A 24130-nucleotide genomic window follows, 5' to 3' on the forward strand; every position below is an offset into this window, starting at 1 on the left:
CCTGTTCCCCCTCGGCTTCTGTCCTGGGTCTCTAGTGCGTGGAGGGCGACGGCAGCCCGTCGCCGATCGCGGGCGGGACGGGCATGTCCCCCGGCAGATCGGATGCCGGGTCGGATCCCTCGTCGACCGTCGCGTCGGGATCCGTGATCAGCGGGGTGTCGGCGATGAGGGCGTTGGGGGCGGCGCTGCCGCCGGACACGTCGACGGTCGACGTCGATCCCGCCGCCTCTCCCGCGCCCGTGACCTTCGCGTCGCTCAGCCGCAGGTAGCTGGGCGACGAGTCGATGACCATCCCGAGCGCGGCGGCGTTCGCGGCGAGGTACTGGGGCGATGCGAGCCCCGCGACGTCGTCCGACAGCTCCTGCACGTCGAGCGTGAGCTGCCGCTCCTCCGCCTGGAGCGCGGCGAGCTCGTACGACCCCTGCGCGGTGAGGATCGACACCCCGAGCTGGGCGAGTCCGATGAGCGCCGCGCCCGCCACGGCGAGGAGCGCGTAGGCGAGACGGGGCCGCCTCCTCGGCAGGGGGCGGTCGAGCGCCCTCAGGCGCTCGTCGCGCCTCTCGCGTCCCGAGCGACCGTCGTCGAACGGGATGAGATCGACATCGGCGATGCTCATGCGTCCTCCCTCACACGTTCGATGGCGCGCAGCCTGACCGGCTTGGCGCGCGGGTTGCGCTCCGCTTCCTCGTCGCTCGCTTGCTCCGCGCCCCGCACGAGCAGGCGGAAGCGCGGCTGATGCTCCGGGAGCTCGACAGGCAGCCCCGGCGGGGCCGTGGACGCGGTCGCCTCGGCGAACAGCCGCTTGACGAACCGGTCCTCGAGGGACTGATACGACAGCACGACGAGGCGGCCTCCGACGGAGAGCGAGCGCAGCGCGGCGGGGATCGCGCGCTCGAGCGCGGCGAGCTCGCCGTTCACCTCGATGCGCAGCGCCTGGAAGACCCGCTTGGCGGGGTGTCCCGCGCTCTTGACGGCGGCGGGCGTCGCGTCCTGCAGGACGTCGACGAGACGGCCGGATCGGGTGATCGGCTGGGCGGCGCGCGCCGCGATGATGGCGCGCGCGTAGCGGCCGGCGAGCTTCTCCTCGCCGTACCGCTCGAAGATGCGGCGCAGGTCCCCCTCGCCGTACGTCGCGAGCACGTCGGCGGCCGTCCGGCCGGTCGTCGGGTCCATGCGCATGTCGAGAGGCGCGTCCTGCGCGTAGGCGAACCCCCGATCCGCCTCGTCGAGCTGCAGCGACGAGACCCCGAGGTCGTAGAGGACCGCATCGGCCCGCTCGTGTCCCGCCGTCTCGAGCGCGCCGAGGATCCCGTCGTACACGGTGTGCACGAGCGCGGTGCGGCCGGCGAAGGGGGCGAGCCGCTCGCCCGCGATGCGCAGCGCCTGCGGGTCGCGGTCCAGCCCGACGAGGTGCGCGGAGCGGAACCTCTCGAGGATCGCCTCGGCGTGACCGCCCATGCCGAGGGTGCCGTCGACGTAGACGGCGCCGTCCCGCTCGAGGGCGGGGCGGAGCAGCTCGACGCAGCGGTCGAGCAGGACGGGGACGTGGATGTCGCGGATGCTCATGGCGTATGCGGTGCTCTCATCTCGGTTCCGGGCGACTCTGATCCCCATCCGCGCGACCTGCCTCCGGGGAAGAGGAGTCAGGGCCGCGGCTGGGAGTCACAGCCGCCCGGGCCTCAGAACAGCCCGGGGATCACCTCCTCCTGCATCTCGGAGAAGGCGTCCTCGTTGCCGGCGAGGTAGGTGTTCCATGCCTCGGCGTCCCAGATCTCGGCGTGCGCGCCGACGCCCGTCACGACGAGCTCCTTCGCGAGGCCCGCGTACTGCCGCAGGTGCTGCGGCAGCGTGATGCGGTTCTGCCCGTCGGGGGTCTCTGCGCTCGCTCCGGAGAGGAACAGGCGCATGAAGTCGCGGGCCTGCTTGTTGCTCAGGGGGGCCTGGCGGATCCGCTCGTGCACCTGCTCGAACTCCGACGTGGAGAACACGTAGAGGCAGCGCTCCTGGCCGCGCGTCACGACGACGCCGCCCGCGAGCTCCTCGCGGAACTTCGCGGGGAGGATGACGCGGCCTTTGTCGTCGAGCTTCGGCGTGTGGGTGCCCAGCAGCATCGGCCATTCACCCCCCTGTCGTGATCAGCCGTCCGTGAGGTGCGCCCCACATTACTCCACTTCCCCCCACTTCCCACCCCCTCTTTCTCACAGCGCGCGCATAGCACATGCCCGAACCCGCGGAATCATGCGGGTCGGGCAGGGTGGAGGGAAGTGGAGCGGAATCGGGGATCCGGTGGAGGAAGGCGGCGTGTCGCTCCCCGGACGCCGTCCGGGCACGAAAAAGCGCCGCCTCCCGAAGGAGGCGGCGCGGGGTGCGGAGCGGGCTACTCGCCCTGCTGGCGGCGGTCCCATCTGTCGTTCATGCGATCCATGAAGGACTCGTTCGATGAGCCGCCGGGGGTGCGCGGACTGCGGGGGCCGCGGGCGGCGGGGGCCTCGTCGACGCCCTTGCCCGGGGTGAGCGCCAGCACGACGCCGCCGACCATCGCGGCGAACCCGATGACCCCGACGATGACGCCCGCGACGGCGGCGGTGCCCCAGAGGGCGATGCCTCCGACGATGGCGCCGAGGCCGACGACGACGAGCAGCGCGCCGATGACCATGTTGCGATAGCTCAGCGCGCGCCGGCCGCCTGCCTGGACGACGTCGGCGTCGTTCTGCATGAGCTGGCGCTCCATCTCATCGAGAAGTCGCTGCTCCTGCTCGGAGAGTGGCATCGGGAAAACCCCCTCGTTCGAAAACCTGACCCTCAGTCTACCGCCGAGGTGGCCTCCTAGGCTAGAAGAGTGACGCCCTCCCCCGCCTCGGTCAAAGCCACTTCCCAGCGCCTCGCGAGCTTTCTCGCCGAACGCGCGGAGGAGATACGCCTCGACCCGGTCTTCGCGGGGCTTCCCGACGCCGATCCCGTCGCCTCCGTGCTCGTCGACGCCGCCGCGAGCGCGCTCGACGGGGGCAAGCGGCTGCGGGCCCGCTTCGCGTGCGGCGCCTGGCGCGCCGTGACCGGAGCCGAGACGCTGGCCCCCGAGGCCGTCGACCTCGGCGCCGCGCTCGAGGTGTTCCAGGCGGCCGCCCTCGTGCACGACGACATCGTCGACAACTCCGACACCCGACGCGGCCGACCGTCGGCGCACCGCGCCCTGGAGGCGAGGCACCGCGCGTCCGGCTGGGACGGCGACGCGGAGGCGTTCGGCCGCTCCGCCGCCGTCCTGCTCGGCGACCTCCTGCTCGGCTGGAGCGACGACCTGTTCGAGTCGGCCGCCGCGGCGGCCGGGGGCGATCGACGGGCGCGCGCCGAGTACGCCCGCATGCGACGCGACGTCATCCTCGGGCAGTTCCTCGACGTCGCCGAGGAGGCGACCTGGGTCACGATCCCCGACGCCGCCCACGCCGACCGCGCCCTCCGGATCGCGACCCTCAAGTCGGCGCGCTACAGCGTGCAGCAGCCGCTCGTCATCGGCGCCGCTCTCGGCGGGGCCGACGACGACGCCCTCCGCGCGCTGCGCGAGGTCGGCACCCCCACCGGCCTCGCCTTCCAGCTGCGCGACGACGTGCTCGGCGTGTTCGGGGATCCGTCCGTGACGGGCAAGCCCTCGGGAGACGACCTCCGCGAGGGCAAGCGCACGCTGCTCGTCGCCCTCGCCAGGGAGAGCATGTCGCCCGTCGGACGAGCGCGCTTCGACGGGGCCCTCGGCCGGCGAGACCTGTCGGACGGCGACATCGCCGCGCTGCAGGACGACATCCGCGAGACGGGATCGCTCGATCGCGTCGAGGAGCGCATCGCGGGATTCGTCGCCGACGCCGAGCGTCAGCTCGACGACGGCAGGCTGGCGCCCGGGGTGCGCGACGAGCTGCTGCCGCTCATCGAGGCGGCCACCCGCCGCGCGGCGTAGCGCGGATCAGGCGAGCGTCTGGGCGACGCGGCGCACCTCGGCCTTGCGGCCGGCCAGGAGGGACTCGATCGGAGCGTTCCCGAGCGACTCCTCCACGCGGAACAGCCAGTCGACGATCTCCTCGTCGGAGAACCCCGCGTCCTGCAGCACCATGATCGTGCCGCGCAGCGCGGGAAGCGGCCGTCCGTCGCGCAGGAACGACGCCGGCACGCGGAGGACGCCGTCGCGACGCAGCGCGAGGAGGTGCCGCTCGTCGAGAAGCCGGTGCACGCGCCCCGGCTTCTCGCCCAGGATCTCCCCCACCTCGGGCAGGGTCAGCCAGTCGATCTCGGGAACGGGGTTCATCGCGTTGTCGGACACGAGCCGATTCTGTCATGTCGCGCTGAGGGTGCGCCTGACCGGGATCGCGGCCGCGGATCCGTAGAATCGCCCTCGTGCCGAACAGACCGACGACCGACCCGCTCATCGGGCGGCTCGTCGACGGCCGCTATCGCGTCCGCGCGCGCATCGCCCGCGGCGGGATGGCCACCGTCTACGTCGCGACCGACCTGCGCCTCGAGCGCCGCGTCGCGCTGAAGGTGATGCACCACCACCTGAGCGACGACAGCCGCTTCCAGATGCGCTTCATCCAGGAGGCGCGCGCGGCCGCGCGCCTGAGCGACCCGAACGTCGTCGGCGTCTTCGACCAGGGGCAGGACGGCGACATCGCCTACCTCGTCATGGAGTACCTCCCCGGCCTCACGCTGCGCGACCTGCTCACCCAGCAGCAGCGCCTCACGCTCTCGCAGACCATCACGGTGATGGACGCCGTGCTGTCCGGTCTCTCCTCCGCGCACGCGGCCGGGTTCATCCACCGCGACATCAAGCCGGAGAACGTCCTGCTCGCCGAGGACGGCCGCATCAAGATCGGCGACTTCGGCCTGGCCAGGGCGACGAGCGCGAACACCTCGACCGGCCAGCAGCTGATGGGCACGATCGCCTATCTCGCCCCGGAGCTCGTGACGCAGGGCACCGCCGACGCCCGCACCGACATCTACGCGCTCGGCATCATGCTGTACGAGATGCTCGCGGGCGACCAGCCGTACCACGGCGAGCAGCCGATGCAGATCGCCTATCAGCACGCGACGGAGCAGGTGCCGCGCCCGAGCATCCGCAACCCCGAGGTGCCTGAGCAGCTCGACGAGCTCGTCCTGTGGGCGACGGAGCGCGAGCCCGACGAGCGCCCCGCCGACGCGCAGACGATGCTCGCGCGCCTGAGGGAGATCGAGCGGCAGATCGACGTGTTCCCCGTGCCCGTGCAGACGGTCCCGCCCCTGCGGCCGGCCGCGTCCGATGTCGAGGCGCTCGAGACGGCGGCGCAGACCGCGCTCCTGCCGCCCGAGGCGGTGGCCGACGCCGACCCGACCTCCGTGCTCGCGCCCACCGGCCCGATCGCGTCCGGATCCGCCGACGACAACGCGGCGGCGCTGCGCACGGCCACGCGCCGTCGTCAGCGTCGCGGCTGGTGGGCCGTCGCGATCGTGCTGCTGCTCGCCCTCGCCGCCGGCGGGACCGGATGGTGGTTCGGGTCGGGGCCGGGATCGCAGGTCCCCATCCCCGACGTGTCGGGGGCCGCGAGCTTCGAGGAGGCGCAGGCCGCCCTCGCGGGCGCAGGCCTCGAAGCGGTCGACGAGAGCAGGCACGACCTCGACGTCCCGGAGGGAGCCGTGATCGGCACGGAGCCGGGAGGCGGATCCCGCGTCGATCCGGGCGCCGTCGTGACGGTGCTCGTCTCCGCCGGACAGCGCCCCGTGTCGGTGCCCGTCCTGACGGGAGGCACCGAGGACGACGCGCGCGCCGCCCTCGACGACGCGGGGATCCTCGTCGACGACGAGACCGTCGGCGTGTTCGTCGACGACGCCGCGGGATCCGTCGTCGATGCCGCGATCCTCCCCCGTGCGGGAGGCGACGCGTTCGGCTGCGGCGGGGGATGCGACGCGCACGAGGGCGACGGCGCCCGGCTCACGGTCTCCCACGGCCCGCTCCCCGACGTCGCGGGGACGCAGCCGGACGACGCGGCAGGCCAGCTCCGCGACGCGGGCCTCGAGGTCGCCGACGAGGCGGTCGAGATCTTCGACGCCGAGACCGAGGCGGGGTCCGTCATCCGGCTCGCCGACCGCGGCGAGGACGGACCCTGGCAGGTCGGCGAGACCGGGACGCTCATCGTCTCGCTCGGCCCCCTGCCCGCCGTCGCCGGCGAGAGCGCCGACCAGGCCGTGTCCGCGCTCCTCGACGCCGGGCTGTCCGTGGCCGGGGAGCGCATCGAGCAGTACGATGACGCGGTGCCCGCCGGGTCCGTCATCGGCCTCGCCGACCGCGAGGGCGGCGGCGCGTGGCGCGCGGGCGACGAGGTCACCCTCATCGTGTCGCTCGGACCGCAGCCCCAGCCCGTTCCGGACGTCGTCGGGATGAACCGCGACGAGGCCGTCGCGACGCTCGAGGACGCCGGGTTCTCCACCGAGTACTCGGCGCTCTGGAACGCCTTCCCCAACGCGTGGGTCGTGGTGAGCTCCACCGACCCGGCCGCGGGCGAGGAGCACGTGCCGTCCGAGACGACCGTGCGGCTCTTCCTCAGCACGACCGGCCAGATATAGCGATCGAGGGGACCCCCTCGGGGATCCCCTCGATCGCTCATGCTCGGCCTGCGCCTCAGCGCTTCTCGAGCTCCTCCGCCACGAGGAACGCCAGCTCGAGCGACTGCATGTGGTTGAGGCGGGGGTCGCACAGCGACTCGTAGCGCGTCGCGAGCGCGGCCTCGTCGATGTCCTCCGAGCCGCCGAGGCACTCCGTCACGTCGTCGCCCGTGAGCTCGACGTGGATGCCTCCCGGGTGGGTGCCCACGGCGCGGTGGGACTCGAAGAAGCCCCGCACCTCGTCGACGATCTCGTCGAAGCGGCGCGTCTTGTAGCCCGTCGGGGTCGAGAAGCCGTTGCCGTGCATCGGGTCGGTGACCCACAGCGGCTGGGCGCCTGACGCCTTGACCGCCTCCAGCAGCGGGGGCAGGGCGTCGCGGATCTTCCCGGCTCCCATGCGCGTGATGAACGTGAGCCGGCCGGGCTCGCGCTCGGGGTCGAGCTTGTCGATGAGGGCGAGCGCCGTCTCGGGCGTCGTGCTCGGGCCGAGCTTGACGCCGATCGGGTTGCGGATCGTCGAGAAGTACTCGACGTGCGCGCCGTCGAGATCGCGCGTGCGCTCGCCGACCCACAGGAAGTGCCCCGAGGTGTTGTAGACGTCGCCCGTGCGCGAGTCGATGCGCGTGAGGGGCGCCTCGTAGTCCATGAGGAGGCCCTCGTGGCCCGTGAAGAAGTCGACCCGCTTGAGTTCCTCGAAGTCGGCTCCGGCCGCCTCCATGAACTTGATCGCCCTGTCGATCTCGACGGCCATCTGCTCGTAGCGCTTGTTCGCCGGGTTCTCGGCGAAGCCCTTGTTCCACGAGTGCACCTCGCGCAGGTCGGCGAAGCCGCCCTGCGTGAACGCGCGGATGAGGTTCAGCGTGCTCGCCGCGGTGTGGTACGCCTGCAGCAGCCGGCCGGGGTCGGCGGTGCGCGAGCCCTCCGTGAAGTCGAAGCCGTTGACGATGTCTCCGCGGAAGGCCGGGAGGGTCACGTCGCCGCGCGTCTCGGTGTCCTTCGAGCGCGGCTTGGCGAACTGGCCCGCCATGCGCCCCATCTTCACGATGGGCATCGACGCGCCGTAGGTGAGCACGACAGCCATCTGCAGCAGCGTCTTCACGCGGTTGCGGATCTTGTCGGCGGTCGCGCCAGCGAACGTCTCGGCGCAGTCGCCGCCCTGCAGCAGGAAGGCGTTCCCCGCGGCGGCCTCTCCCAGGCGATAGCGCATCGCGTCGACCTCGCCCGCGAACACGAGCGGAGGCAGGGTCGACAGCTCGGCCGACACCGCATCGACGGCGGAGCGGTCGGGCCAGGAGGGCTGCTGCTTGATCGGGAGTCCGCGCCAGGAGTCGGGCGCGCCGAGGGTGTGCTGCATCCCTCGATCCTAGCGGCTGCGGGAAGCCGGATCCGACACGTCGCGGGAGCGCCGGTCGTCACTCCTCCCGGGCGAACGCGCCCTTCGACAGCCGCCCCTCCGCCTCCGCGAGCCGGCGGTGCTTGGAGGCGTAGTCGTCGACGTACTCCTGACCGCCGAGCTGCTGCAGAGCGACCATGATCTCGTCGGTGACGCTGCGCAGCACGAAGCGGTCGTCCTCGAGTCCCTCGTAGCGGGAGAAGTCGAGCGGCTCGCCCAGCACCATGCCGACGCGCATGATGCGGGGATGCGACGCGCCGATCGGCAGCATCGTGTCGGTGTCGACCATGACGACCGGGATGACGGGGACCTTCGCGACGAGTGCCATGCGCGCGATCCCCGTTCGCCCCTTGAAGAGACGGCCGTCGGGGCTGCGCGTGCCCTCCGGGTAGATGCCGAGCAGGTCGCCGCGCCCGATCACCTGGAGGGCGGTGTTCAGAGCCGCCTCCGACGCCGATCCGCCCGAGCGGTCGATGGGGATCTGGCCGGTGCCCTTCATGAACCACTTCGTCGCCCACCCCTTGATGCCGCGCCCGGTGAAGTACTCGGCCTTGGCGAGGAAGGACATGCGCCGATCGAGCATGAGCGGGAGGAAGACGGAGTCGACCACCGAGAGGTGGTTGCTCGCGAGGATCGCGGCGCCCTGCTTCGGCACGTGCTCGGCTCCCGTGATCCACGGGCGGAAGAGCGCTTTGAGGACGGGGCCGACGATCAGGTTCTTGAGGATCCAGTAGAACACGCGGACTCCAGGGGTCGGGGACGGCGGAGAGTCTATCCGGCGGCATGTTCCCCCTTAGACTGGAAGAACCCTATGCGACGGGCGGAGAGACCCGAAGCCCGCCCCGACCGGTATCGAAGGAGCTGCCGTGATCGAGTTCTCCACGGAGATGATCGTCCCCGCCGACCCCGACCGCAACATCTCGGATCTGCTCGCGGATCGCGCGCGAGAGACACCAGACAAGGCGCTCTTCGGGATCCCCGACGGCTCGGGCGGGTGGCGCGACAAGACCGCGCGCGAGTTCGAGTCGGAGGTCGTCGCGCTCGCGAAGGGCTTCGTCGCCGCCGGCGTCCGCCCCGGCGACCGCGTCGGATTCCTCGCCCGCACCACGTACGAGTGGTCGCTCGTCGACTTCGCGCTCTTCTACGCGGGCGCCGTGATGGTCCCCGTCTACGAGACGAGCTCGCCCAGCCAGATCCAGTGGATCCTGTCCGACTCCGGGGCCGTGGCGCTCCTCGTGGAGAACGCCGATCACGACGCGCGCGTCGCCGAGGTGCGAGACGAGCTGCCTCTCATCGACCAGTACTGGCGCATGGACACCGGTGCCCTCGACGAGCTCGTCGAGCAGGGCGCCGAGGTCGAGGACGACGAGATCGAGCGCCGCCGGAGCCTCGCCAGGGCCGACGACGTCGCGACCCTCATCTACACGTCTGGCTCGACCGGCCGCCCGAAGGGATGCGTGCTGACGCACTCCAACTTCGTCGACCTGGCTCAGAACTCCGCGAAGGCGCTCGAGGTGATCCTCCAGCAGCCGGGCGCCTCGACGGTGCTGTTCATCACGACGGCGCACGTGTTCGCGCGCTTCATGTCGATCCTGTACATCCACGCCGGCATCCGCACGGGGCACGAGCCGAACACGAAGAACCTCGTGCAGACGCTCGGGTCCTTCCAGCCCACGCTGCTGCTCGCGGTTCCGCGCGTGTTCGAGAAGGTCTACAACTCGGCGGAGCAGAAGACGGAGTCGGAGGGCAGGGGCAAGATCTTCCGGCGCGCCGCCAAGATCGCGATCGAGCACTCCCGGCGCGTGCAGGCCGGCGAGCGCGTCGGCCCGCTCCTCGCGGCTCAGTTCCGCCTCTTCGACAAGCTCGTCTACAGCAAGCTGCGCGCCCTCATGGGCGGCCGGGTCACCTACGCGGTGTCGGGGTCGGCTCCGCTCGGCGATCGCCTCGGCTACTTCTTCCGGGGCCTCGGCGTGACGATCCTCGAGGGCTACGGCCTCACGGAGACGACGGCCCCCGCGAGCGTGAACCTGCCGTCTGGCTTCAAGATCGGCACGGTCGGGCCGGCGCTGCCCGGCGTCGGCCTGCGGGTCGCGGACGACGGCGAGATCCAGGTGCGGGGCATCAACGTCTTCCGCGAGTACTGGCGCAACCCGCAGGCCACGGCGGAGGCGTTCGACGGCGAGTGGTTCCGCACGGGAGACCTCGGCACGCTCGACGACGACGGCTACCTGACGATCACCGGCCGCAAGAAGGAGATCATCGTCACGGCGGGCGGCAAGAACGTGGCCCCCGCCATGCTCGAGGATCCGATCCGCGCCAACCCCATCGTCGGCCAGGTCGTCGTCGTGGGAGATCAGAAGCCGTTCATCTCGGCGCTCGTGACGCTCGACCCGGAGATGCTCCCCGCCTGGCTCGCGACGCACGGGGAGTCCTCCGACCTCACCGTCGAGCAGGCGGCGCAGTCGCCCGCCGTGCGCGCCGAGGTGCAGCGCGCGATCGACGAGGCGAACCAGCGCGTCTCGCGCGCCGAGTCGATCCGCGAGTTCGTGATCCTCCCGACGGAGTGGACGGAGGCCAGCGGCCACCTCACGCCGAAGCTCTCGATCAAGCGCGCGGAGATCATGAAGGACTTCGGAGACGAGATCGAGCGGATCTACTCGACGGGCCGCGACGTCACGAAGAACATCCCCATCGGCTGAGCGCGTCGACATACGACGGGGCCCGCGATCTCCTCCGAGATCGCGGGCCCCGTCGCGTGCGGAGTCAGAACCAGTCGGACTCCCTGACCTGGCGCATCGCGATCCGGCGCTCGTCCTTCTCGAGGCGATGCAGGTAGACCACGCCGTCGAGGTGGTCGGTCTCGTGCTGCAGCATCTGCGCGAAGAGCCCCTCCCCCTCGAGCACGGCGTCGCGCCCGTCGACGTCGATCCCCTCGACCCGCGCGTACGGGTGGCGCGGCGTGGGGTGCCAGAGGTTCGGCACCGAGAGGCAGCCCTCGTTGGTCGGCGTCTTCTCGCCGCGCACCTCGACGACGCGGGGGTTGAGGATCGCGCCGACCCGGCCGTCGACGTTGTAGCTGAAGGCGCGCAGGCCGACGCCGATCTGGGGCGCGGCGACGCCCGCCCTGCCGGGGAGGCGGACGGTCTCGATGAGGTCGTCGACGAGGGCGCGGATGCCGTCGTCGATGTCGTCGATCTCGGCGCACGTCGTGCGCAGCACCGGATCGCCGTAGAGGCGGATCTCCCGGACGGACATGTCAGTCGCTCTCCTTCCGACGCAGCCCCTCGACGACCTGGGCGGCGAGGTCGCGCGCGGCGCGGCGGGTCGCCGGCGCGAGCTCCGTGAAGCCGATCGCGCTTCCCGCGGCCAGGCGCGCGTCGTAGGGCAGACGCACGACGCCGCGCACGCGGCTCGCGAAGTGGGACTCGAGCTCGTCGACGTCGACCAGCGGCTTCCCCGGCGCGTCCTGGTTCAGCACGACGACCGCGTCTCGCACCTCGTCATCGTACCCGTTCGCCTCGAGCCAGGTCAGCGTCTCCGCCGCCAGCCGCGCCTCGTCGACGCTGAGGCCGGCGACGACGACGATCTGGTCGGCCGCCTCGAGCGCGGCGCGCATGACCGAGTGCACGATGCCCGTGCCGGTGTCGGTGAGGACGATCGAGTAGTACTGCTCGGCGATCCGCGCCACATCGCGGTAGTCGTCGTCCCCGAACGCCTCGGACACCTGCGGATCCGTGTCGGACGCGAGCACGTCGAGGCGCGTCGCGTCGCGTGCGACGTGCGCGGTGAGATCGGCGTACCCGTGCACCTCGTCGTGTCCGCGCACGAGGTCGCGGACGGTCTTCGTCGTCGTCCCCGCGACCCGGTCGGCGAGCGTGCCGCGGTCGGGGTTGGCGTCGACCGCGATGATCCGGTCGTCGCGGGCGTCGGCGAGCGCCATGCCGAGGAGCGCCGTGACCGTGGTCTTGCCGACGCCTCCCTTGCGGCTGAGGACGGGGACGAAGCGCGCCTCGCCGGCGAGCGGCACGGCGATGCGGCCGATGAGCTCCCTGCGCTCGCGCACGCGGCGTCCGTCGCCCGGGTGGATGAGGCCGAAGGTGGCCCGGTGCACGGCCCGTCGCCACCCGCCTTCGGGCGCGGGCCGGCGGACGGCGGTGTGGTCGAGCAGGCGATCGGCGGTCAGGACGTCGCTGCTCTCGCGCGTCGAGGCGCTCGTCACCTCGTTCGCGCGGCGCGCGGCGGGGACGGCGGGCGCCGGGCGGCGCTCGGGTGCAGCGGGTGTCACGGCGGTGTCCTCCTGCGGCGCGTCGTCGAAGGTCTCGGGTTCTGCTTCGGGCTCGGGCTCGGGCTCGGGCTCGGGCTCGGGCTCGGGCTCGGGCTCGGGCTCGGGCTCGGGCTCGGGCGGAGTCTCGCGCGGATCGGCGGTCTCGTCGTCTCCCGAGGGCGCGTCGCGGGGATCCGAGTCCTCCGGCGCGTCCACGACGTCCGCGGCATCCGCGGCGTCGACATCGTCGTCGGCATCCGCATCGTCGCCCACGGCGTCGTCCGCGGCGTCGACGGTCTCGGCGGGTGCGGACTCCTCGGCGACGGGGTCGCCCGCGGCCGCGCCGAGGGTCGCGGTCTCTTCGGCCTCGGGAGCCGCCGGCTCCTCGTCGGCCACGGGCCGTTCGTCGGGCTCGACCTCTTCCTCGACCTCGGCCTCCTCCGCGGATTCCGTGTCCTCCGCGCCCTCGCCGTCCGACCGCGCACCGGCGACGAACGGCGCCCACCGATCCTCGTCGGGCTCCGCCTCGGACGGGGCGTCGTCCGCCTCCTCGACCTCTTCGCCGTCGATCTCCAGGGCGGCCGGCTCCGCCGGATCCTCGTCGGGCTCGATATCCCCGACGACGAGAGCCTCACCCGGCTCGATCTCGTCGGCGATGACGTCGTCGCCCTCGTCGTCCCTGTCCGGGTCGTCGGGCAGCGAGACGGGGATCTGCGAGGTCAGCCCCAAGAAGTCGATGGCCGTCGTGTCGATGCTCTCGGAATCGAGCACACCGCGCTCGACGGGCTCGTCAGAAGACGGCGTGCGATCGGCTGGCACGTGGAGTCGCTCCTCATGAGGAATCGGGGGCGGTCGAGACCGCGGCGGGTCCTTCCCGCCCCCGAGAGGCTACTCGGCCGCGCGCACGACGACCAAAAGATCGCCCGCGTCCACCTGCTGCGTCTCGCCGATCGCGACGCGCTCCACGACGCCCGTGACGGTGGCGTTGATGGACGCCTCCATCTTCATCGCCTCGATCGAGGCGACCGGGTGCCCCGCCTCGACGGAGTCGCCGGGCTGGACCTTGAGCGTCACGACGCCGGAGAAGGGCGCGGCCACGTGCGCGGGGTCGCTCCGGTCGGCCTTCTCGGCCTGGTGGCTCTCGACCGTGATCGACCGGTCGCGCACCTCGAGCGGACGCAGCTGCCCGTTGAGGGTCGTCATGACCGAGCGGATCCCCTTGTCGTCGGCGTCGCCGATCGACTCGAGGCCCGCGTAGAGCTCCACGCCCTTCTCCAGCTGGACGACGTGCTCGACGCCCGGCTCGAGGCCGTACAGGTAGTCGAGGGTGTCGAGCACCGACAGGTCGCCGAACTCGTCGCGCGTCTGCTCGAAGGCCGCGGTCGGCTGGGGGAACAGGAGGCGGTTGAGCGTCGCGCGCCGGGTCGCCGAATCCGCGTCGAGATCCCGTGCGTCGTCCTCGCTGATCGGCGTGATGCCGGTCTTCGCCGTGCGCCCCGCGAGCACCTTGGAGCGGAACGGCTCCGGCCACCCGCCGGGCAGCTCGCCCAGCTCGCCCGCCATGAAGCCCACGACGGAGTCGGGGATGTCGTACTTCTCCGGGTTCTGCTCGAAGTCGTCGGGGTCGGCCTTCACCGCCGCGAGGTGCAGGGCGAGATCGCCCACCACCTTCGACGACGGCGTCACCTTCGGGATCCGTCCGAGCATGCGGTCGGCCGCCGCGTACATGTCTTCGATCAGCTCGAAGTCGTCGGCGAGGCCGAGCGCGATCGCCTGCTGCCGCAGGTTCGACAGCTGGCCGCCGGGGATCTCGTGCGTGTACACGCGCCCGGTGGGGCCGGCGAGCCCCGACTCGAAGGGGCGGTAGACCTGGCGCACGGCCTCCCAGTACGGTTCGAGATCGGCGACGGCGTCGAGGTCGAGCCCCGTGTCGCGGCTGGTGTGCGCGAGCGCGGCGACGAGCGCCGACAGCGACGGCTGGCTCGTGGTGCCCGCCATGGTGGCGGCCGCGGCGTCGACCGCGTCGGCGCCGGCCGCGCTCGCCGCGAGCAGCGTGCCGAGCTGTCCGCCCGCCGTGTCGTGGGTGTGCACGTGCACGGGCAGGTCGAACTCGCGGCGCAGCGCCGTGACGAGCTTCGCCGCGGCGGGCGGCCTCAGCAGACCCGCCATGTCCTTGATCGCGAGCACGTGCGCCCCCGCGTCGACGATCTGCTCCGCGAGGCGCAGGTAGTAGTCGAGCGTGTAGAGGTCCTCCGCCGGGTTCGCGAGGTCGCCCGTGTAGCAGAGCGCCACCTCGGCGACGGTCGAGCCCGTCTCGAGCACGGCGTCGATCGCGGGGCGCATCTGCGAGACGTCGTTGAGCGCGTCGAAGATGCGGAAGATGTCGATGCCCGTCGCGGCCGCCTCGCGCACGAACGCGTCGGTGACCTCGGTCGGGTACGGCGTGTAGCCGACCGTGTTGCGGCCGCGCAGCAGCATCTGGATGGCGACGTTGGGCAGCGCCTCGCGCAGGCGGGCGAGCCTCTCCCACGGGTCCTCCCCGAGGAAGCGGAGGGCGACGTCGTAGGTCGCGCCTCCCCAGGCCTCGACCGAGAGCAGCTCGGGCGTGAGGCGCGCGACGTGCGGGGCGACGCCCACGAGGTCGCGCGTGCGGACGCGCGTCGCGAGCAGCGACTGGTGGGCGTCGCGGAACGTCGTCTCGGTGACAGCGAGCGCCTTCTGGTCGCGGAGCGCCTTCGCGAATCCGGCCGGGCCGAGCTCGAGGAGGCGCTGGCGGCTGCCGGCGGGAGCAGGCTGCTCGAGGTCGACGACGGGGAGCTTCGCCGACGGGTCGAGGTCGGTGGGCCGATCGCCGTGCGGCTTGTTGACGGCCGCGTCCGCCATCCAGCGCAGCAGCTTGGTGCCGCGGTCCTTCGACTCGCGGCCGCGCAGCAGCTCCGGCCGCTCGTCGATGAACGACGTCGACAGGTCGCCGGCGACGAACGCCGGATCCTCGAGGACCGCGCTGAGGAAGGGGATGTTCGTGGAGACGCCGCGGATGCGGAACTCGGCGAGCGCGCGACGGGCGCGCGCGACGGCCGTCGGGAAGTCGCGACCGCGCACCGAGAGCTTCGCGAGCATCGAGTCGAAGTGCGGCGAGATCTGCGATCCGGCGGCGGTCGTGCCGCCGTCGATGCGGATGCCCGCTCCGCCCGGCGAGCGGTAGGTCGTGATGCGGCCTGTGTCGGGGCGGAAGCCCTGCGCCGGGTCCTCGGTCGTGATGCGGCACTGGAGGGCGGCGCCGTGGAGCCGGATCGCGTCCTGGGACAGGCCGATCTGCGCGAGGGTCTCGCCGGACGCGATGCGCATCTGCGCCTGCACCAGGTCGACGTCGGTGACCTCCTCGGTCACCGTGTGCTCCACCTGGATGCGGGGGTTCATCTCGATGAAGACGACCTCGCCCGCGCGGGGCCCGTCGGTCTCCAGGAGGAACTCGACCGTTCCGGCGTTCTGATAGCCGATCGAGCGCGCGAACGCGACCGCGTGGCTGTGCAGGGCGCGCGCGATCTCGGGGTCGAGGTGCGGGGCGGGCGCCAGCTCGACGACCTTCTGGTGGCGTCGCTGCACCGAGCAGTCGCGCTCGAAGAGGTGCACCGTCTCGCCCTCGCCGTCCGCGAGCACCTGCACCTCGATGTGGCGCGGCCTCAGCACGGCCTGCTCGAGGAACATGCGGGAGTCGCCGAACGCGCTGCCCGCCTCGCGCATCGCGGCCTCGAGCGCGTCGCGCAGGTCGTCCTTGGTCTCGACGCGGCGCATGCCGCGACCGCCGCCGCCCGCGACCGCCTTCGCGAAGAGGGGGAAGCCGATCTCCTCCGACTGGTCGAGGAGAGCCTCGACGTCGTCGGTGGCCGGCGTCGACCGGAGCACGGGCACGCCCGCGGCGATCGCGTGATCCTTCGCCGTGACCTTGTTGCCCGCCATCTCGAGGACGTGCGCGGGCGGCCCGATGAAGGTGATGCCGTTCTCCGCGGCCTTCGCCGCGAGCTCCGGGTTCTCGGACAGGAAGCCGTAGCCGGGGTAGATGGCGTCGGCCCCGGCCTCCAGGGCGACCCGGACGATCTCGTCGACGTCGAGGTACGCCCGGACCGGGTGCCCCTCCTCGCCGATGCGGTACGCTTCGTCCGCCTTCAGGCGGTGCAGCGAGTTGCGATCCTCATAGGGGAACACGGCGACGGTGCGCGCGCCGAGCTCGACAGCGGCGCGGAACGCGCGGATCGCGATCTCACCTCGGTTGGCGACGAGAACCTTCGAGAACATGGGCCTCCTTAGAGGGGAGCGGCGGATCCCCGGATCTTTCCGGCGGGCCGGGGACGCTCACAGCTTAGGGGAAGGTAACGTTGTCGTCGTGCACGTACTCAGCGTCAGCTCTCTGAAGGGCGGAGTCGGCAAGACCACAGTCACCCTGGGCCTCGCCTCCGCCGCGTTCGCGCGCGGCATCCGCACGCTCGTCGTCGACCTCGACCCCCAGTCGGACGTCTCGACCGGGCTCGACGTGTCGACAGCGGGGCGTCTCAACATCGCCGACGTGCTCGAGGATCCGAAGGAGAAGACGGTCCGCCAGGCCATCGGCTCCAGCGGGTGGACCAAGGTGCATCCCGGCACGATGGATGTGCTGATCGGCAGCCCCTCGGCGATCAACTACGACGGCCCCCACCCCTCGGTCCGCGACGTGTGGAAGCTCGAGGAGGCGCTCGCGATGCTCGAGAGCGAGTACGACCTCGTGCTCATCGACTGCGCGCCGTCTCTCAACGCCCTCACCCGCACCGCGTGGGCGGCGAGCGACCGCGTCGCCGTCGTCACCGAGCCGGGCCTCTTCTCCGTGGCCGCCGCCGATCGCGCGCTCCGCGCGATCGAGGAGATCCGCCGCGGCCTCTCCTCGCGTCTGCAGCCGCTCGGCATCGTCGTGAACCGCGTGCGCCCGCAGTCGGTCGAGCACCAGTTCCGCATCAAGGAGCTGCGCGACATGTTCGGCCAGCTGGTCCTCGAGCCGCAGCTGCCGGAGCGCACCTCGCTCCAGCAGGCGCAGGGCGCCGCGAAGCCGCTGCACGTGTGGCCCGGCGAGTCGGCCCAGGAGCTCGCGAGCGACTTCGATCAGCTCCTCGACCGCATCGTCGAGGCCGGGCAGATCCCCGTTCCCGAGAACGGCCCGCAGCAGGCCTGACCCGATACGCGAGAAGAGGGGCCGGATCCGACATCGGACCCGGCCCCTCTTCTCGTCCTCCGCCCTGACGAGGGACGAGAAGAGGGTGCGACGAGGAGTCCTCGTCGCACCCTCTGCGCTTCCGCGCGGGGTCTCACATGTTGATCATGTGACCCGCGAGCCCGTGGAACGCCTCCTGCAGCGCCTCGGACAGCGTCGGGTGCGTGTGGACGTTGCGCGCGGCCTCGACGGCCGTGAGGTCCCACTTCTGCGCGAGCGTCAGCTCGGGCAGCAGCTCCGACACGTCGGGGCCCACCATGTGACCGCCGAGCAACTCGAGGTGCTCGGCGTCGGCGATGAGCTTGACGAAGCCGACGGGCTCTCCGAGCCCGTTGGCCTTGCCGTTGGCCGAGAAGGGGAACTTCGCGACCTTCACGTCGTGGCCCTCGGCCTTGGCCTGCTCCTCGGTGAGGCCGAAGCTCGCGACCTGCGGCGAGCAGAACGTGGCGCGGGGCATCATCCGGTAGTCGCCCAGCGTCATGGTCTCGGCGCCGCCGATCGTCTCGGCCGCCACAACCGCCTGAGCCTCGGCCACGTGGGCGAGCTGCAGCTTGGCGGTGACGTCGCCGATCGCGTAGACGCCTGGCACGTTGGTGCGCATGTGGTCGTCGATGTCGATCGCGCCGCGATCCGTGAGGGCCACGCCCGTCTTCTCGAGACCGTAGCCCTCGGTGCGGGGGGCGAAGCCGACCGACATGAGCACCTTGTCGGCGTCGATCTCGCCGGCGGTGCCGTCCTTCTTCTTGTACGTCACGTGCACGGACGAGCCGTTGTCGTCGGCGCTCGTCACGCCCGTCGACGTGAGCACCTCGATGCCGTACTTCTTGTACTGCTTCGCGATCTCCTTCGACACGTCCGGGTCCTCGTTGGGGAGCACCCGGTCGGCGAACTCGACGATCGTGACCTTCACGCCGTAGTTCGACAGCACGTAGGCGAACTCCATGCCGATGGCGCCGGCGCCCACGATGACGATCGAGTTCGGCAGGTCGCGGGTGAGGATCTGCTCCTCGAACGTCACGACGTTCTGGCTCAGCGAGACGCCGGGCAGCGAGCGCACGGTCGAGCCCGTCGAGATGATGACGTTGTCGGCCGTGACGCGCTCGCTCGTGCCGTCGCTCTTCGCGACGTCAATCGTCTTCGCGTCGACGAAGGTGCCTCGACCCTCGTACTCGGTCACCTTGTTCTTCTTCATGAGGAAGTGGATGCCCTTGACGTGCGTCTCGGCGACCTTGCGGCTGCGGTCGAACGCCGCGCCGAAGTCGAAGGACACATCGCCGGAGATCCCGAAGAAGTCGGCCTTGTGGGTGAAGGTGTGGGCGATCTCCGCGTTCTTGAGAAGCGACTTCGACGGGATGCAGCCCACGTTGAGGCAGACACCGCCCCAGTACTTCTCTTCGATGATCGCGGTCTTGAGACCGAGCTGGGCGCTTCGCACGGCCGCGACGTACCCGCCGGGGCCGGCGCCGAGGATGACGACGTCATAATGAGCCATGGCACCCAGCCTATCGCCTGGCGACCCTGCGGTTCACCCGTCGGATCCGCGTCGGCGGCGGATCGTCCGCCACGCGATCCCGATCGCGACGAGCGCCACGACGACGACCGCGCCGCCGATGAGCCACGGCGTCGCGTCTCCCGCCTCGTCCTGCGCTTCGTCGGCGGGAGCCTCCGAGGCGGACGTCTCATCGGAGGCGTCCGACCGCGGGTCGTCGTCGCCCTGCTCCGCGGACGCGCCGGAGCCGTCCGCATCCGGGGCCTCCGCCTGGTCCTCCCCCGCGTCGGCGTCCTCCGCCTCGGCGGCGGAGACGCCCTGCTCCGCGGTGAAGACGAACAGCTGGCTGTCGGCGTGCCCGTCCGCGTAGAGCACCCGCCAGATCACGGTGTACTCCCCCGCGGGAGCGTCCGACGCGTCGATCGCCTGCGTCACGACGGGGCCGGCCACGACCGGGTCGCCCGACGCGTAGTCGCGGCACTCCCGGGTGTCTGCCTCTCCGGGGTTCGCGACGAGCAGGGCCGCGTCCTCGCAGGTCGCGTCGTAGACGACGACGTCCGTGGTCCCGTCGCCGGGCGCCGTCGGCGCGATGAGGTCCTCGCTGAAGGTCAGCGACACCTCGCTCGGCAGGCTCTCGACGACCCCCTCGGTCTCCGGGGAGGTCCCGATGAGCGTCGAGTGCGCGCTCGCAGGAGAGGCGGGGCCGGCGAGAGCGGCGAGGAACGCGACGGCGAGGGCCGCGAGCGCGGGGCCGCGGCGGCGTCGGAGAGCGGATCGATCGGTCACAGAGCACACCGTACGCGCCGGCCCCGCACGACGTCCGGAGCCGCTCGACGACCGCGCGCGACACGCGCGGCGACCGTGATGAATCCGTTAGGCTTGCGGGAACGGAAGGAGGGCACGTGTCTGACCAGCAGTCCCAGCCCATGACCATGTCCTTCAAGCGCGATCAGTTCGCCGCAGGACACGACGGATCGGGCGACCTCACGCAGACGTTCCGGCACGACACCGATCTGTCGTTCGTGCCGTTCGCGGGAGAGCTGACCCAGGCGGAGCTCGACGCGGTCGCGGCCCTGCCCTCCGGCGCCGCGCTCCTCCTCGTGCGGTCCGGCCCCTCCGCGGGAGCGCGCTATCTCCTCGACTCCGACTCGACGACCGCGGGCCGTCACCCGGACGCCGACATCTTCTTCGACGACGCGACGGTCTCCCGTCGTCACGCCGAGGTCACCCGCACGCGCGCGACGTTCGAGATCGTCGACCAGCGGTCGCTCAACGGCACCTACGTCAACGGGGAGCGCGTCGACCGCGCGACGCTCCGCAACGGCGACGAGGTCCGGATCGGCAAGTTCCGCCTGAACTTCTTCAGCTCCCCGCGCGACCTGCCCGGGGCCCGCGACTGATGGCGGGGGCGTCCGCGGGAGGCGCCGCGACGCCCGCAGGCAGCCGGCTCTCGATCGGCCAGGTGCTCTCGAAGCTCACGGGCGATTTCCCCGCGCTCACGTCCAGCAAGCTGCGGTTCCTCGAGGTGCAGGGCATCGTCTCGCCCGAGCGCACCTCCTCCGGCTACCGCAAGTTCTCGTCGTCCGACGTCGAGCGGCTGCGCCTCGCCCTCACCCTGCAGCGCGATCACTACCTCCCGCTGAGCGTCATCCGCGAGCACCTCGATCAGCTGGACGAGGGGGACTCCCCCGGGCCGCCCGAGATCCCGGCGTCGATCCACCCCCGGGGCCGGTCGCTGTCGCGCGCCGAGCTCCTCTCCGAGACGAGCGCCTCTCCGCGGCTGCTCGACGAGGCCCTCGCGCTCGGCCTGCTGTCGCCCGCCGAGCGCTACGACGACGCGGCCCTCTCGCTCCTCCGCTCCCTCGTGGCGCTCGAACGGCACGGCATCGACCCCCGGCACGTCCGGGCGATGCGCCAGAGCGCCGAGCGCGAGGCCGCCCTCGTGGAGGCGGCGCTGGGCCCGCTCCTGCGCCGCTCCGACCCCGCCTCCCGCGCCCGCGCGTCCGAGCTCGCCCCCGAGCTCGCCGCCCGACTGGACGAGGTGCGCGCGCAGTTCGTCCGGGAGGCTCTCGACAGGATCCTGTCGAGCTGATCACGATTCATAACGCTTGATCGACACGCCGAGACGCTCGCGGGCGATGTCGTTGATGGCGATCACCGGTGGCCCTACTGTGGGGGAGACGGCTCCGGAGGAGAGGATGCACATGAGCGCGGGACACACCCACGGCGACACCTTCGCCGTCGATCTCCTCTTCACCGACGGCCTCCCCCAGCTCGACCCGGACATGGGATACCGCGGCGCGATCGCGGCCCGCGCGGCCGGGATCACCTACCGTCAGCTCGACTACTGGGCGCGCACCGAGCTCGTCGTCCCGACCGTGCGCGGCGCGCAGGGATCAGGCACGCAACGGCTCTACGGCTTCCGCGACATCCTCGTCCTGAAGCTCGTCAAGCGGCTCCTCGACACGGGCATCTCCCTGCAGCAGATCCGCGTGGCGGTCGATCAGCTCCGCGCGGCGGGGATCCGCGATCTGGCGGGGACGACCCTCATGAGCGACGGCGCCTCCGTCTACCTGTGCACGTCCAACGACGAGGTCATCGACCTCGTGAGCCGCGGGCAGGGCGTCTTCGGCATCGCCGTCGGCAAGGTGCTCCGAGAGGTCGAGTCGACCCTCGTCGAGTTCGACCCCACGGCGCCCGATCCCGTCGACGAGCTCGCGGCGCGGCGCACCCGCAAGTCGGCCTAGCGCCCGCTCAGCGTCCGAGGGCGCGCGCGAGCTTCGACGCGCTCGAGGGCGCCGTCGCCCCCGCGCCGAGGGCGATCCGCTCGACGGCGGAGAAGAAGGCCTCGTGGTCGCCGGGCGCCGCCGGCCCCAGCTCCATCTCCCACTCGCTCCACGCGCGCTCGACGCTCGTGCGCAGATCGGTCGCGACGACGTGGTCGTCGACGAACTCCGCGACGACTCCCCCCGCGGCGTCCCGGAGCGTGTACGCGGTGCGGTCGTTCACGATGCGCGCGAGCGGGAGGAATCGGGGCGCGTCGGTCCACCGAGCGAGCTCCGGGAGGAGCGCCTCGGGGATCTCCGTCTCGGCTCCCGACCCCAGCGGCCAGGCCAGCTCGACGCGCGCGCCGTCGACGAGCGGCCCCTTGATGTGCCACCCCTCATCGGGCCCTCCCGTGCGGCGGCGCAGCGCGACGCCCGACGACGCCAGCTGACCGTCCGCGGTGTCGAGGTAGAGGGCGTCGAGATGCCGCGGCTCTCCCGCGGAGACGCTCGCGACGCCGGGCGCGCCCGTCCAGTCGGGGACAGCGACCCCGGGACCGACGTCGAACTTGCGCTCGATCTCGACGGAGCGAGACGCCACCCTCAGCCCTCCCCGTCCGGGACGAGGTCGCCCTCCTGCTCGACATAGCGGAAGTCGGCCTCGGTGGGCCCGTCGTGCTCCCCCGTGTTCCGCGCCTCTCCCTCTCGCCGATAGACGAGCTGCGCCTCGGAAAAGGGCAGGATGAGCTGCTCGTCGTCGAGCTCGTCGAGCGGGATCGTCTGGCCGTCGAGGGGGCCACCGTGGAGACGTGCGAGTGCCATGCCCCCACGATAGCGCCGGGCGCGGCTATTCGGCAGGGGCCTGGGACGCGCGCCGCTCCGCGCGCTCGCGCTGCTTCTGCGCGGCGTCGCGCTCGGCCTCGCGGGCGAGCCGCAGGGCGTCCTCCGCGACGCGCAGGTCGCGCTCCGCGGCCCGCACCGCGCGCTGCGGCATGGTCGCCGCGCCGTAGCGCTCCCCGATCCGGTCCTGCCGCTCCTCCTCGCTCACGACGATGTACGCGCTCGCGATGAGGATGACCTGCGCGGAGAAGTTGAACCACAGCAGCAGCGCGATGAGCGACGCGAAGGAGGCGAGGAGGGGGTTGTTCGTCGCGCCGCCCACGAACAGGCTCGAGAGCTGCTGCAGCACGACGAGGCCGAACCCTCCGAGGAGGGCGCCGGGCACGATGGTGCGCAGCGTCGTCTTCACGCCCGACAGCAGCCAGAACAGCCAGGCGATGATGACCGCGTCGAGGAGGAACGTCACGAGGACCGTCAGGATGCGGGTGAGCACCTCCGCGGTGCCGCCCGGCGCGCCGCCGATCCACGAGAGCACCGTCGTGACGAACGTGGAGCCGAGGAACGTCGCGACGGCCGAGGCCGCCAGCAGCACCCCCAGGGAGAGGGCGAAGAGGAGATCCCACAGCTTCGTGATGAGCGCCGAGCTCGTCTGCTGCGTGCCGGCGATGACCCGCAGCGACTCGCGCAGGTTGCCGACCGCTCCGAGCATCGCCATGACCAGCGCGACGACGGAGGCGATGCCCGCAGCCGTCATGCCGTTCTGCAGGTCGTCGACCTTGATGAGCGCGTTCTCGCCGCCGATGAGCCCCGGGATGACGTTGTCGACGATCTCGACCAGGGCGTCCCACAGGTCGTCGCGGGAGGAGAGCCAGATCGATGCGACGGAGAACCCGAGGAGCACGGCGGCGAACACCGCGAACAGCGCGCGGAAGGTGATGGCCGCGGCGAGGAGCCCTCCGCTGTGATCGCTGAACATCATGGCCGCGCGGACGATGCGCAGCCGCAGCAGCCGGGCGATCAGGTCGGCGATCCATTCCTGCAGCTTCTCCATCACCTCATGTTAGGAGGAGACCGGCCGCGGTGCCCAGCGCCATCCAGGGACCGAACGCGATCCGCGTGCGCCGGGTGCCCCGGCCGACGGCGATCAGCGCCGCCGCCGCGAGGCCGGCGAGGAGGAAGGAGGCGGCCGCGCCGATCGCGAGGGGGAGCCACCCGTGCCAGGCGAGGACCATGCCCACGGGCACGGCGAGCTTGACGTCTCCCCCGCCGAGGCCGCCGCTCGTGAGGTCGCGCAGCGCGAGGAAGGCGGCCCCGAGCACGAGCCCGCCGGCGAGCGCGCGCAGCAGGGGGCCCGCGGATCCGCCGACGGCCGCCGCGAGGGCGAGGCCCGCGGCGACGCCGACCGCGAGCGGGGCCACGACGGCGTTGGGCAGCCGGTGCCGGGTGACGTCGATGTGCACGAGCGCCCCGCAGACGGCGAAGAACCCGATGACGACGAACGAGGCGAGCAGGTCGGCCATGCCCG

At 71.9% G+C, this 24130-nt stretch carries 23 protein-coding genes; 7 read left to right on the plus strand and 16 right to left on the minus strand.

Annotated features, from left to right (window positions below; all coding sequences use genetic code 11):
- Positions 1–31 precede the first annotated feature (31 nt).
- The 4 genes from NHL53_RS06730 to NHL53_RS06745 all read right to left on the minus strand — a co-directional run bounded on the left by NHL53_RS06730 (position 32) and on the right by NHL53_RS06745 (position 2770).
- Positions 32–616 (minus strand): hypothetical protein, encoded by a 585-nt coding sequence (locus NHL53_RS06730; protein ID WP_433776084.1) that lies wholly within the window; start codon positions 614–616, stop codon positions 32–34.
- Positions 613–1566: a 16S rRNA (cytosine(1402)-N(4))-methyltransferase RsmH gene (rsmH, locus tag NHL53_RS06735; protein WP_433776085.1), complete on the minus strand. Its 954-nt coding sequence runs from the start codon at positions 1564–1566 to the stop codon at positions 613–615. The genes NHL53_RS06730 and rsmH overlap by 4 nt, the downstream gene beginning before the upstream one ends.
- 113 nt (positions 1567–1679) lie before the next feature.
- Positions 1680–2111: a division/cell wall cluster transcriptional repressor MraZ gene (gene mraZ / locus NHL53_RS06740; RefSeq protein ID WP_433776086.1), complete on the minus strand. Its 432-nt coding sequence runs from the start codon at positions 2109–2111 to the stop codon at positions 1680–1682.
- Between the two features lie 266 nt (positions 2112–2377).
- On the minus strand, positions 2378–2770 hold the full coding sequence (locus NHL53_RS06745; RefSeq protein ID WP_433776087.1) for a DUF3040 domain-containing protein: 393 nt from the start codon (positions 2768–2770) through the stop codon (positions 2378–2380).
- A 69-nt stretch (positions 2771–2839) separates the two neighbouring features.
- Here NHL53_RS06745 and NHL53_RS06750 point away from each other — a divergent pair, with 69 nt between their 5' ends.
- On the plus strand, positions 2840–3943 hold the full coding sequence (locus NHL53_RS06750) for a polyprenyl synthetase family protein (RefSeq protein WP_433776088.1): 1104 nt from the start codon (positions 2840–2842) through the stop codon (positions 3941–3943).
- A 6-nt stretch (positions 3944–3949) separates the two neighbouring features.
- Here the strand turns inward: NHL53_RS06750 and NHL53_RS06755 are convergent, their stop codons facing one another.
- The gene (locus NHL53_RS06755) at positions 3950–4288 is read right to left on the minus strand and encodes an Rv2175c family DNA-binding protein (RefSeq protein ID WP_433776158.1); all 339 of its coding nucleotides are present in this window, start codon (positions 4286–4288) and stop codon (positions 3950–3952) included.
- An 89-nt stretch (positions 4289–4377) separates the two neighbouring features.
- Here NHL53_RS06755 and pknB point away from each other — a divergent pair, with 89 nt between their 5' ends.
- The gene (gene pknB, locus NHL53_RS06760; protein WP_433776089.1) at positions 4378–6576 is read left to right on the plus strand and encodes a Stk1 family PASTA domain-containing Ser/Thr kinase; all 2199 of its coding nucleotides are present in this window, start codon (positions 4378–4380) and stop codon (positions 6574–6576) included.
- Positions 6577–6631: 55 nt separating this feature from the next.
- Here pknB and NHL53_RS06765 read toward each other — a convergent pair whose 3' ends face one another.
- Positions 6632–7969, minus strand: a complete 1338-nt coding sequence (locus tag NHL53_RS06765; protein ID WP_433776090.1) for a class II 3-deoxy-7-phosphoheptulonate synthase — start codon at positions 7967–7969, stop codon at positions 6632–6634.
- A 58-nt stretch (positions 7970–8027) separates the two neighbouring features.
- The gene (locus NHL53_RS06770; RefSeq protein WP_433776091.1) at positions 8028–8747 is read right to left on the minus strand and encodes a lysophospholipid acyltransferase family protein; all 720 of its coding nucleotides are present in this window, start codon (positions 8745–8747) and stop codon (positions 8028–8030) included.
- Positions 8748–8874: 127 nt separating this feature from the next.
- Between NHL53_RS06770 and NHL53_RS06775 the strand changes: the two genes are divergently transcribed.
- A complete protein-coding gene (locus NHL53_RS06775; protein ID WP_433776092.1) occupies positions 8875–10707 on the plus strand; it encodes an AMP-dependent synthetase/ligase in 1833 nt (610 codons plus the stop codon).
- A 64-nt stretch (positions 10708–10771) separates the two neighbouring features.
- Here the strand turns inward: NHL53_RS06775 and def are convergent, their stop codons facing one another.
- From def to NHL53_RS06790, 3 genes are all read right to left on the minus strand, one after another.
- Entirely contained in the window at positions 10772–11263 is a 492-nt protein-coding gene (gene def / locus NHL53_RS06780; RefSeq protein ID WP_433776093.1) for a peptide deformylase, read from the minus strand.
- A gap of 1 nt (position 11264) precedes the next feature.
- Positions 11265–13091 carry an AAA family ATPase gene (locus tag NHL53_RS06785; protein WP_433776094.1) on the minus strand — a complete coding sequence of 609 codons (1827 nt, stop codon included), beginning with the start codon at positions 13089–13091 and terminating at the stop codon, positions 11265–11267.
- 69 nt (positions 13092–13160) lie between these two features.
- Positions 13161–16568: a pyruvate carboxylase gene (locus NHL53_RS06790; protein ID WP_433776095.1), complete on the minus strand. Its 3408-nt coding sequence runs from the start codon at positions 16566–16568 to the stop codon at positions 13161–13163.
- 88 nt (positions 16569–16656) lie between these two features.
- Here NHL53_RS06790 and NHL53_RS06795 point away from each other — a divergent pair, with 88 nt between their 5' ends.
- Complete coding sequence (locus NHL53_RS06795) at positions 16657–17472, plus strand: ParA family protein (RefSeq protein ID WP_433776096.1); 816 nt, start codon at positions 16657–16659, stop codon at positions 17470–17472.
- Positions 17473–17605: 133 nt separating this feature from the next.
- Here the strand turns inward: NHL53_RS06795 and lpdA are convergent, their stop codons facing one another.
- A complete protein-coding gene (gene lpdA, locus NHL53_RS06800) occupies positions 17606–19003 on the minus strand; it encodes a dihydrolipoyl dehydrogenase (protein WP_433776097.1) in 1398 nt (465 codons plus the stop codon).
- Between the two features lie 33 nt (positions 19004–19036).
- Positions 19037–19786, minus strand: a complete 750-nt coding sequence (locus NHL53_RS06805) for a copper resistance CopC family protein (RefSeq protein ID WP_433776098.1) — start codon at positions 19784–19786, stop codon at positions 19037–19039.
- A gap of 140 nt (positions 19787–19926) precedes the next feature.
- Between NHL53_RS06805 and NHL53_RS06810 the strand changes: the two genes are divergently transcribed.
- From NHL53_RS06810 to NHL53_RS06820, 3 genes are all read left to right on the plus strand, one after another.
- Positions 19927–20400 (plus strand): FHA domain-containing protein, encoded by a 474-nt coding sequence (locus NHL53_RS06810; protein ID WP_433776159.1) that lies wholly within the window; start codon positions 19927–19929, stop codon positions 20398–20400.
- Positions 20400–21092, plus strand: a complete 693-nt coding sequence (gene ftsR, locus NHL53_RS06815) for a transcriptional regulator FtsR (RefSeq protein WP_433776099.1) — start codon at positions 20400–20402, stop codon at positions 21090–21092. The genes NHL53_RS06810 and ftsR overlap by 1 nt, the downstream gene beginning before the upstream one ends.
- Positions 21093–21204: 112 nt before the next feature.
- Positions 21205–21747, plus strand: a complete 543-nt coding sequence (locus NHL53_RS06820) for a MerR family transcriptional regulator (protein WP_433776100.1) — start codon at positions 21205–21207, stop codon at positions 21745–21747.
- 7 nt (positions 21748–21754) lie between these two features.
- On the opposite strand, the gene NHL53_RS06825 is transcribed toward NHL53_RS06820, so the two are convergent.
- Genes NHL53_RS06825 through NHL53_RS06840 form a run of 4 tightly spaced genes read right to left on the minus strand, consistent with a single transcriptional unit; the run spans position 21755 to position 24125 of the window.
- Complete coding sequence (locus NHL53_RS06825; RefSeq protein ID WP_433776101.1) at positions 21755–22366, minus strand: CYTH domain-containing protein; 612 nt, start codon at positions 22364–22366, stop codon at positions 21755–21757.
- Positions 22367–22368: 2 nt separating this feature from the next.
- Entirely contained in the window at positions 22369–22587 is a 219-nt protein-coding gene (locus tag NHL53_RS06830; protein WP_433776102.1) for a response regulator, read from the minus strand.
- Between the two features lie 25 nt (positions 22588–22612).
- On the minus strand, positions 22613–23656 hold the full coding sequence (locus tag NHL53_RS06835; RefSeq protein WP_433776103.1) for a YhjD/YihY/BrkB family envelope integrity protein: 1044 nt from the start codon (positions 23654–23656) through the stop codon (positions 22613–22615).
- A 4-nt stretch (positions 23657–23660) separates the two neighbouring features.
- Complete coding sequence (locus NHL53_RS06840) at positions 23661–24125, minus strand: prepilin peptidase (RefSeq protein ID WP_433776104.1); 465 nt, start codon at positions 24123–24125, stop codon at positions 23661–23663.
- Between the last annotated feature and the right edge of the window lie 5 nt (positions 24126–24130).

Origin of the sequence: Microbacterium sp. gxy059 (genome assembly GCF_050958665.1) — a bacterium.
GTDB lineage: Bacteria > Actinomycetota > Actinomycetes > Actinomycetales > Microbacteriaceae > Microbacterium.

Excerpts from the sequence above, each read along its gene's own strand:
- NHL53_RS06840 (WP_433776104.1), bottom strand. The coding sequence starts at position 24,125 with ATGGCCGACCTGCTCGCCTCGTTCGTCGTCATCGGGTTCTTCGCCGTC.
- NHL53_RS06810 (WP_433776159.1), top strand. The coding sequence starts at position 19,927 with ATGACCATGTCCTTCAAGCGCGATCAGTTCGCCGCAGGACACGACGGA.
- NHL53_RS06745 (WP_433776087.1), bottom strand. The coding sequence starts at position 2,770 with ATGCCACTCTCCGAGCAGGAGCAGCGACTTCTCGATGAGATGGAGCGC.
- NHL53_RS06790 (WP_433776095.1), bottom strand. The coding sequence starts at position 16,568 with ATGTTCTCGAAGGTTCTCGTCGCCAACCGAGGTGAGATCGCGATCCGC.
- NHL53_RS06830 (WP_433776102.1), bottom strand. The coding sequence starts at position 22,587 with ATGGCACTCGCACGTCTCCACGGTGGCCCCCTCGACGGCCAGACGATC.
- NHL53_RS06765 (WP_433776090.1), bottom strand. The coding sequence starts at position 7,969 with ATGCAGCACACCCTCGGCGCGCCCGACTCCTGGCGCGGACTCCCGATC.
- mraZ (WP_433776086.1), bottom strand. The coding sequence starts at position 2,111 with ATGCTGCTGGGCACCCACACGCCGAAGCTCGACGACAAAGGCCGCGTC.
- ftsR (WP_433776099.1), top strand. The coding sequence starts at position 20,400 with ATGGCGGGGGCGTCCGCGGGAGGCGCCGCGACGCCCGCAGGCAGCCGG.
- def (WP_433776093.1), bottom strand. The coding sequence starts at position 11,263 with ATGTCCGTCCGGGAGATCCGCCTCTACGGCGATCCGGTGCTGCGCACG.
- lpdA (WP_433776097.1), bottom strand. The coding sequence starts at position 19,003 with ATGGCTCATTATGACGTCGTCATCCTCGGCGCCGGCCCCGGCGGGTAC.
- rsmH (WP_433776085.1), bottom strand. The coding sequence starts at position 1,566 with ATGAGCATCCGCGACATCCACGTCCCCGTCCTGCTCGACCGCTGCGTC.
- NHL53_RS06755 (WP_433776158.1), bottom strand. The coding sequence starts at position 4,288 with ATGAACCCCGTTCCCGAGATCGACTGGCTGACCCTGCCCGAGGTGGGG.
- NHL53_RS06835 (WP_433776103.1), bottom strand. The coding sequence starts at position 23,656 with ATGGAGAAGCTGCAGGAATGGATCGCCGACCTGATCGCCCGGCTGCTG.
- NHL53_RS06730 (WP_433776084.1), bottom strand. The coding sequence starts at position 616 with ATGAGCATCGCCGATGTCGATCTCATCCCGTTCGACGACGGTCGCTCG.
- NHL53_RS06820 (WP_433776100.1), top strand. The coding sequence starts at position 21,205 with ATGAGCGCGGGACACACCCACGGCGACACCTTCGCCGTCGATCTCCTC.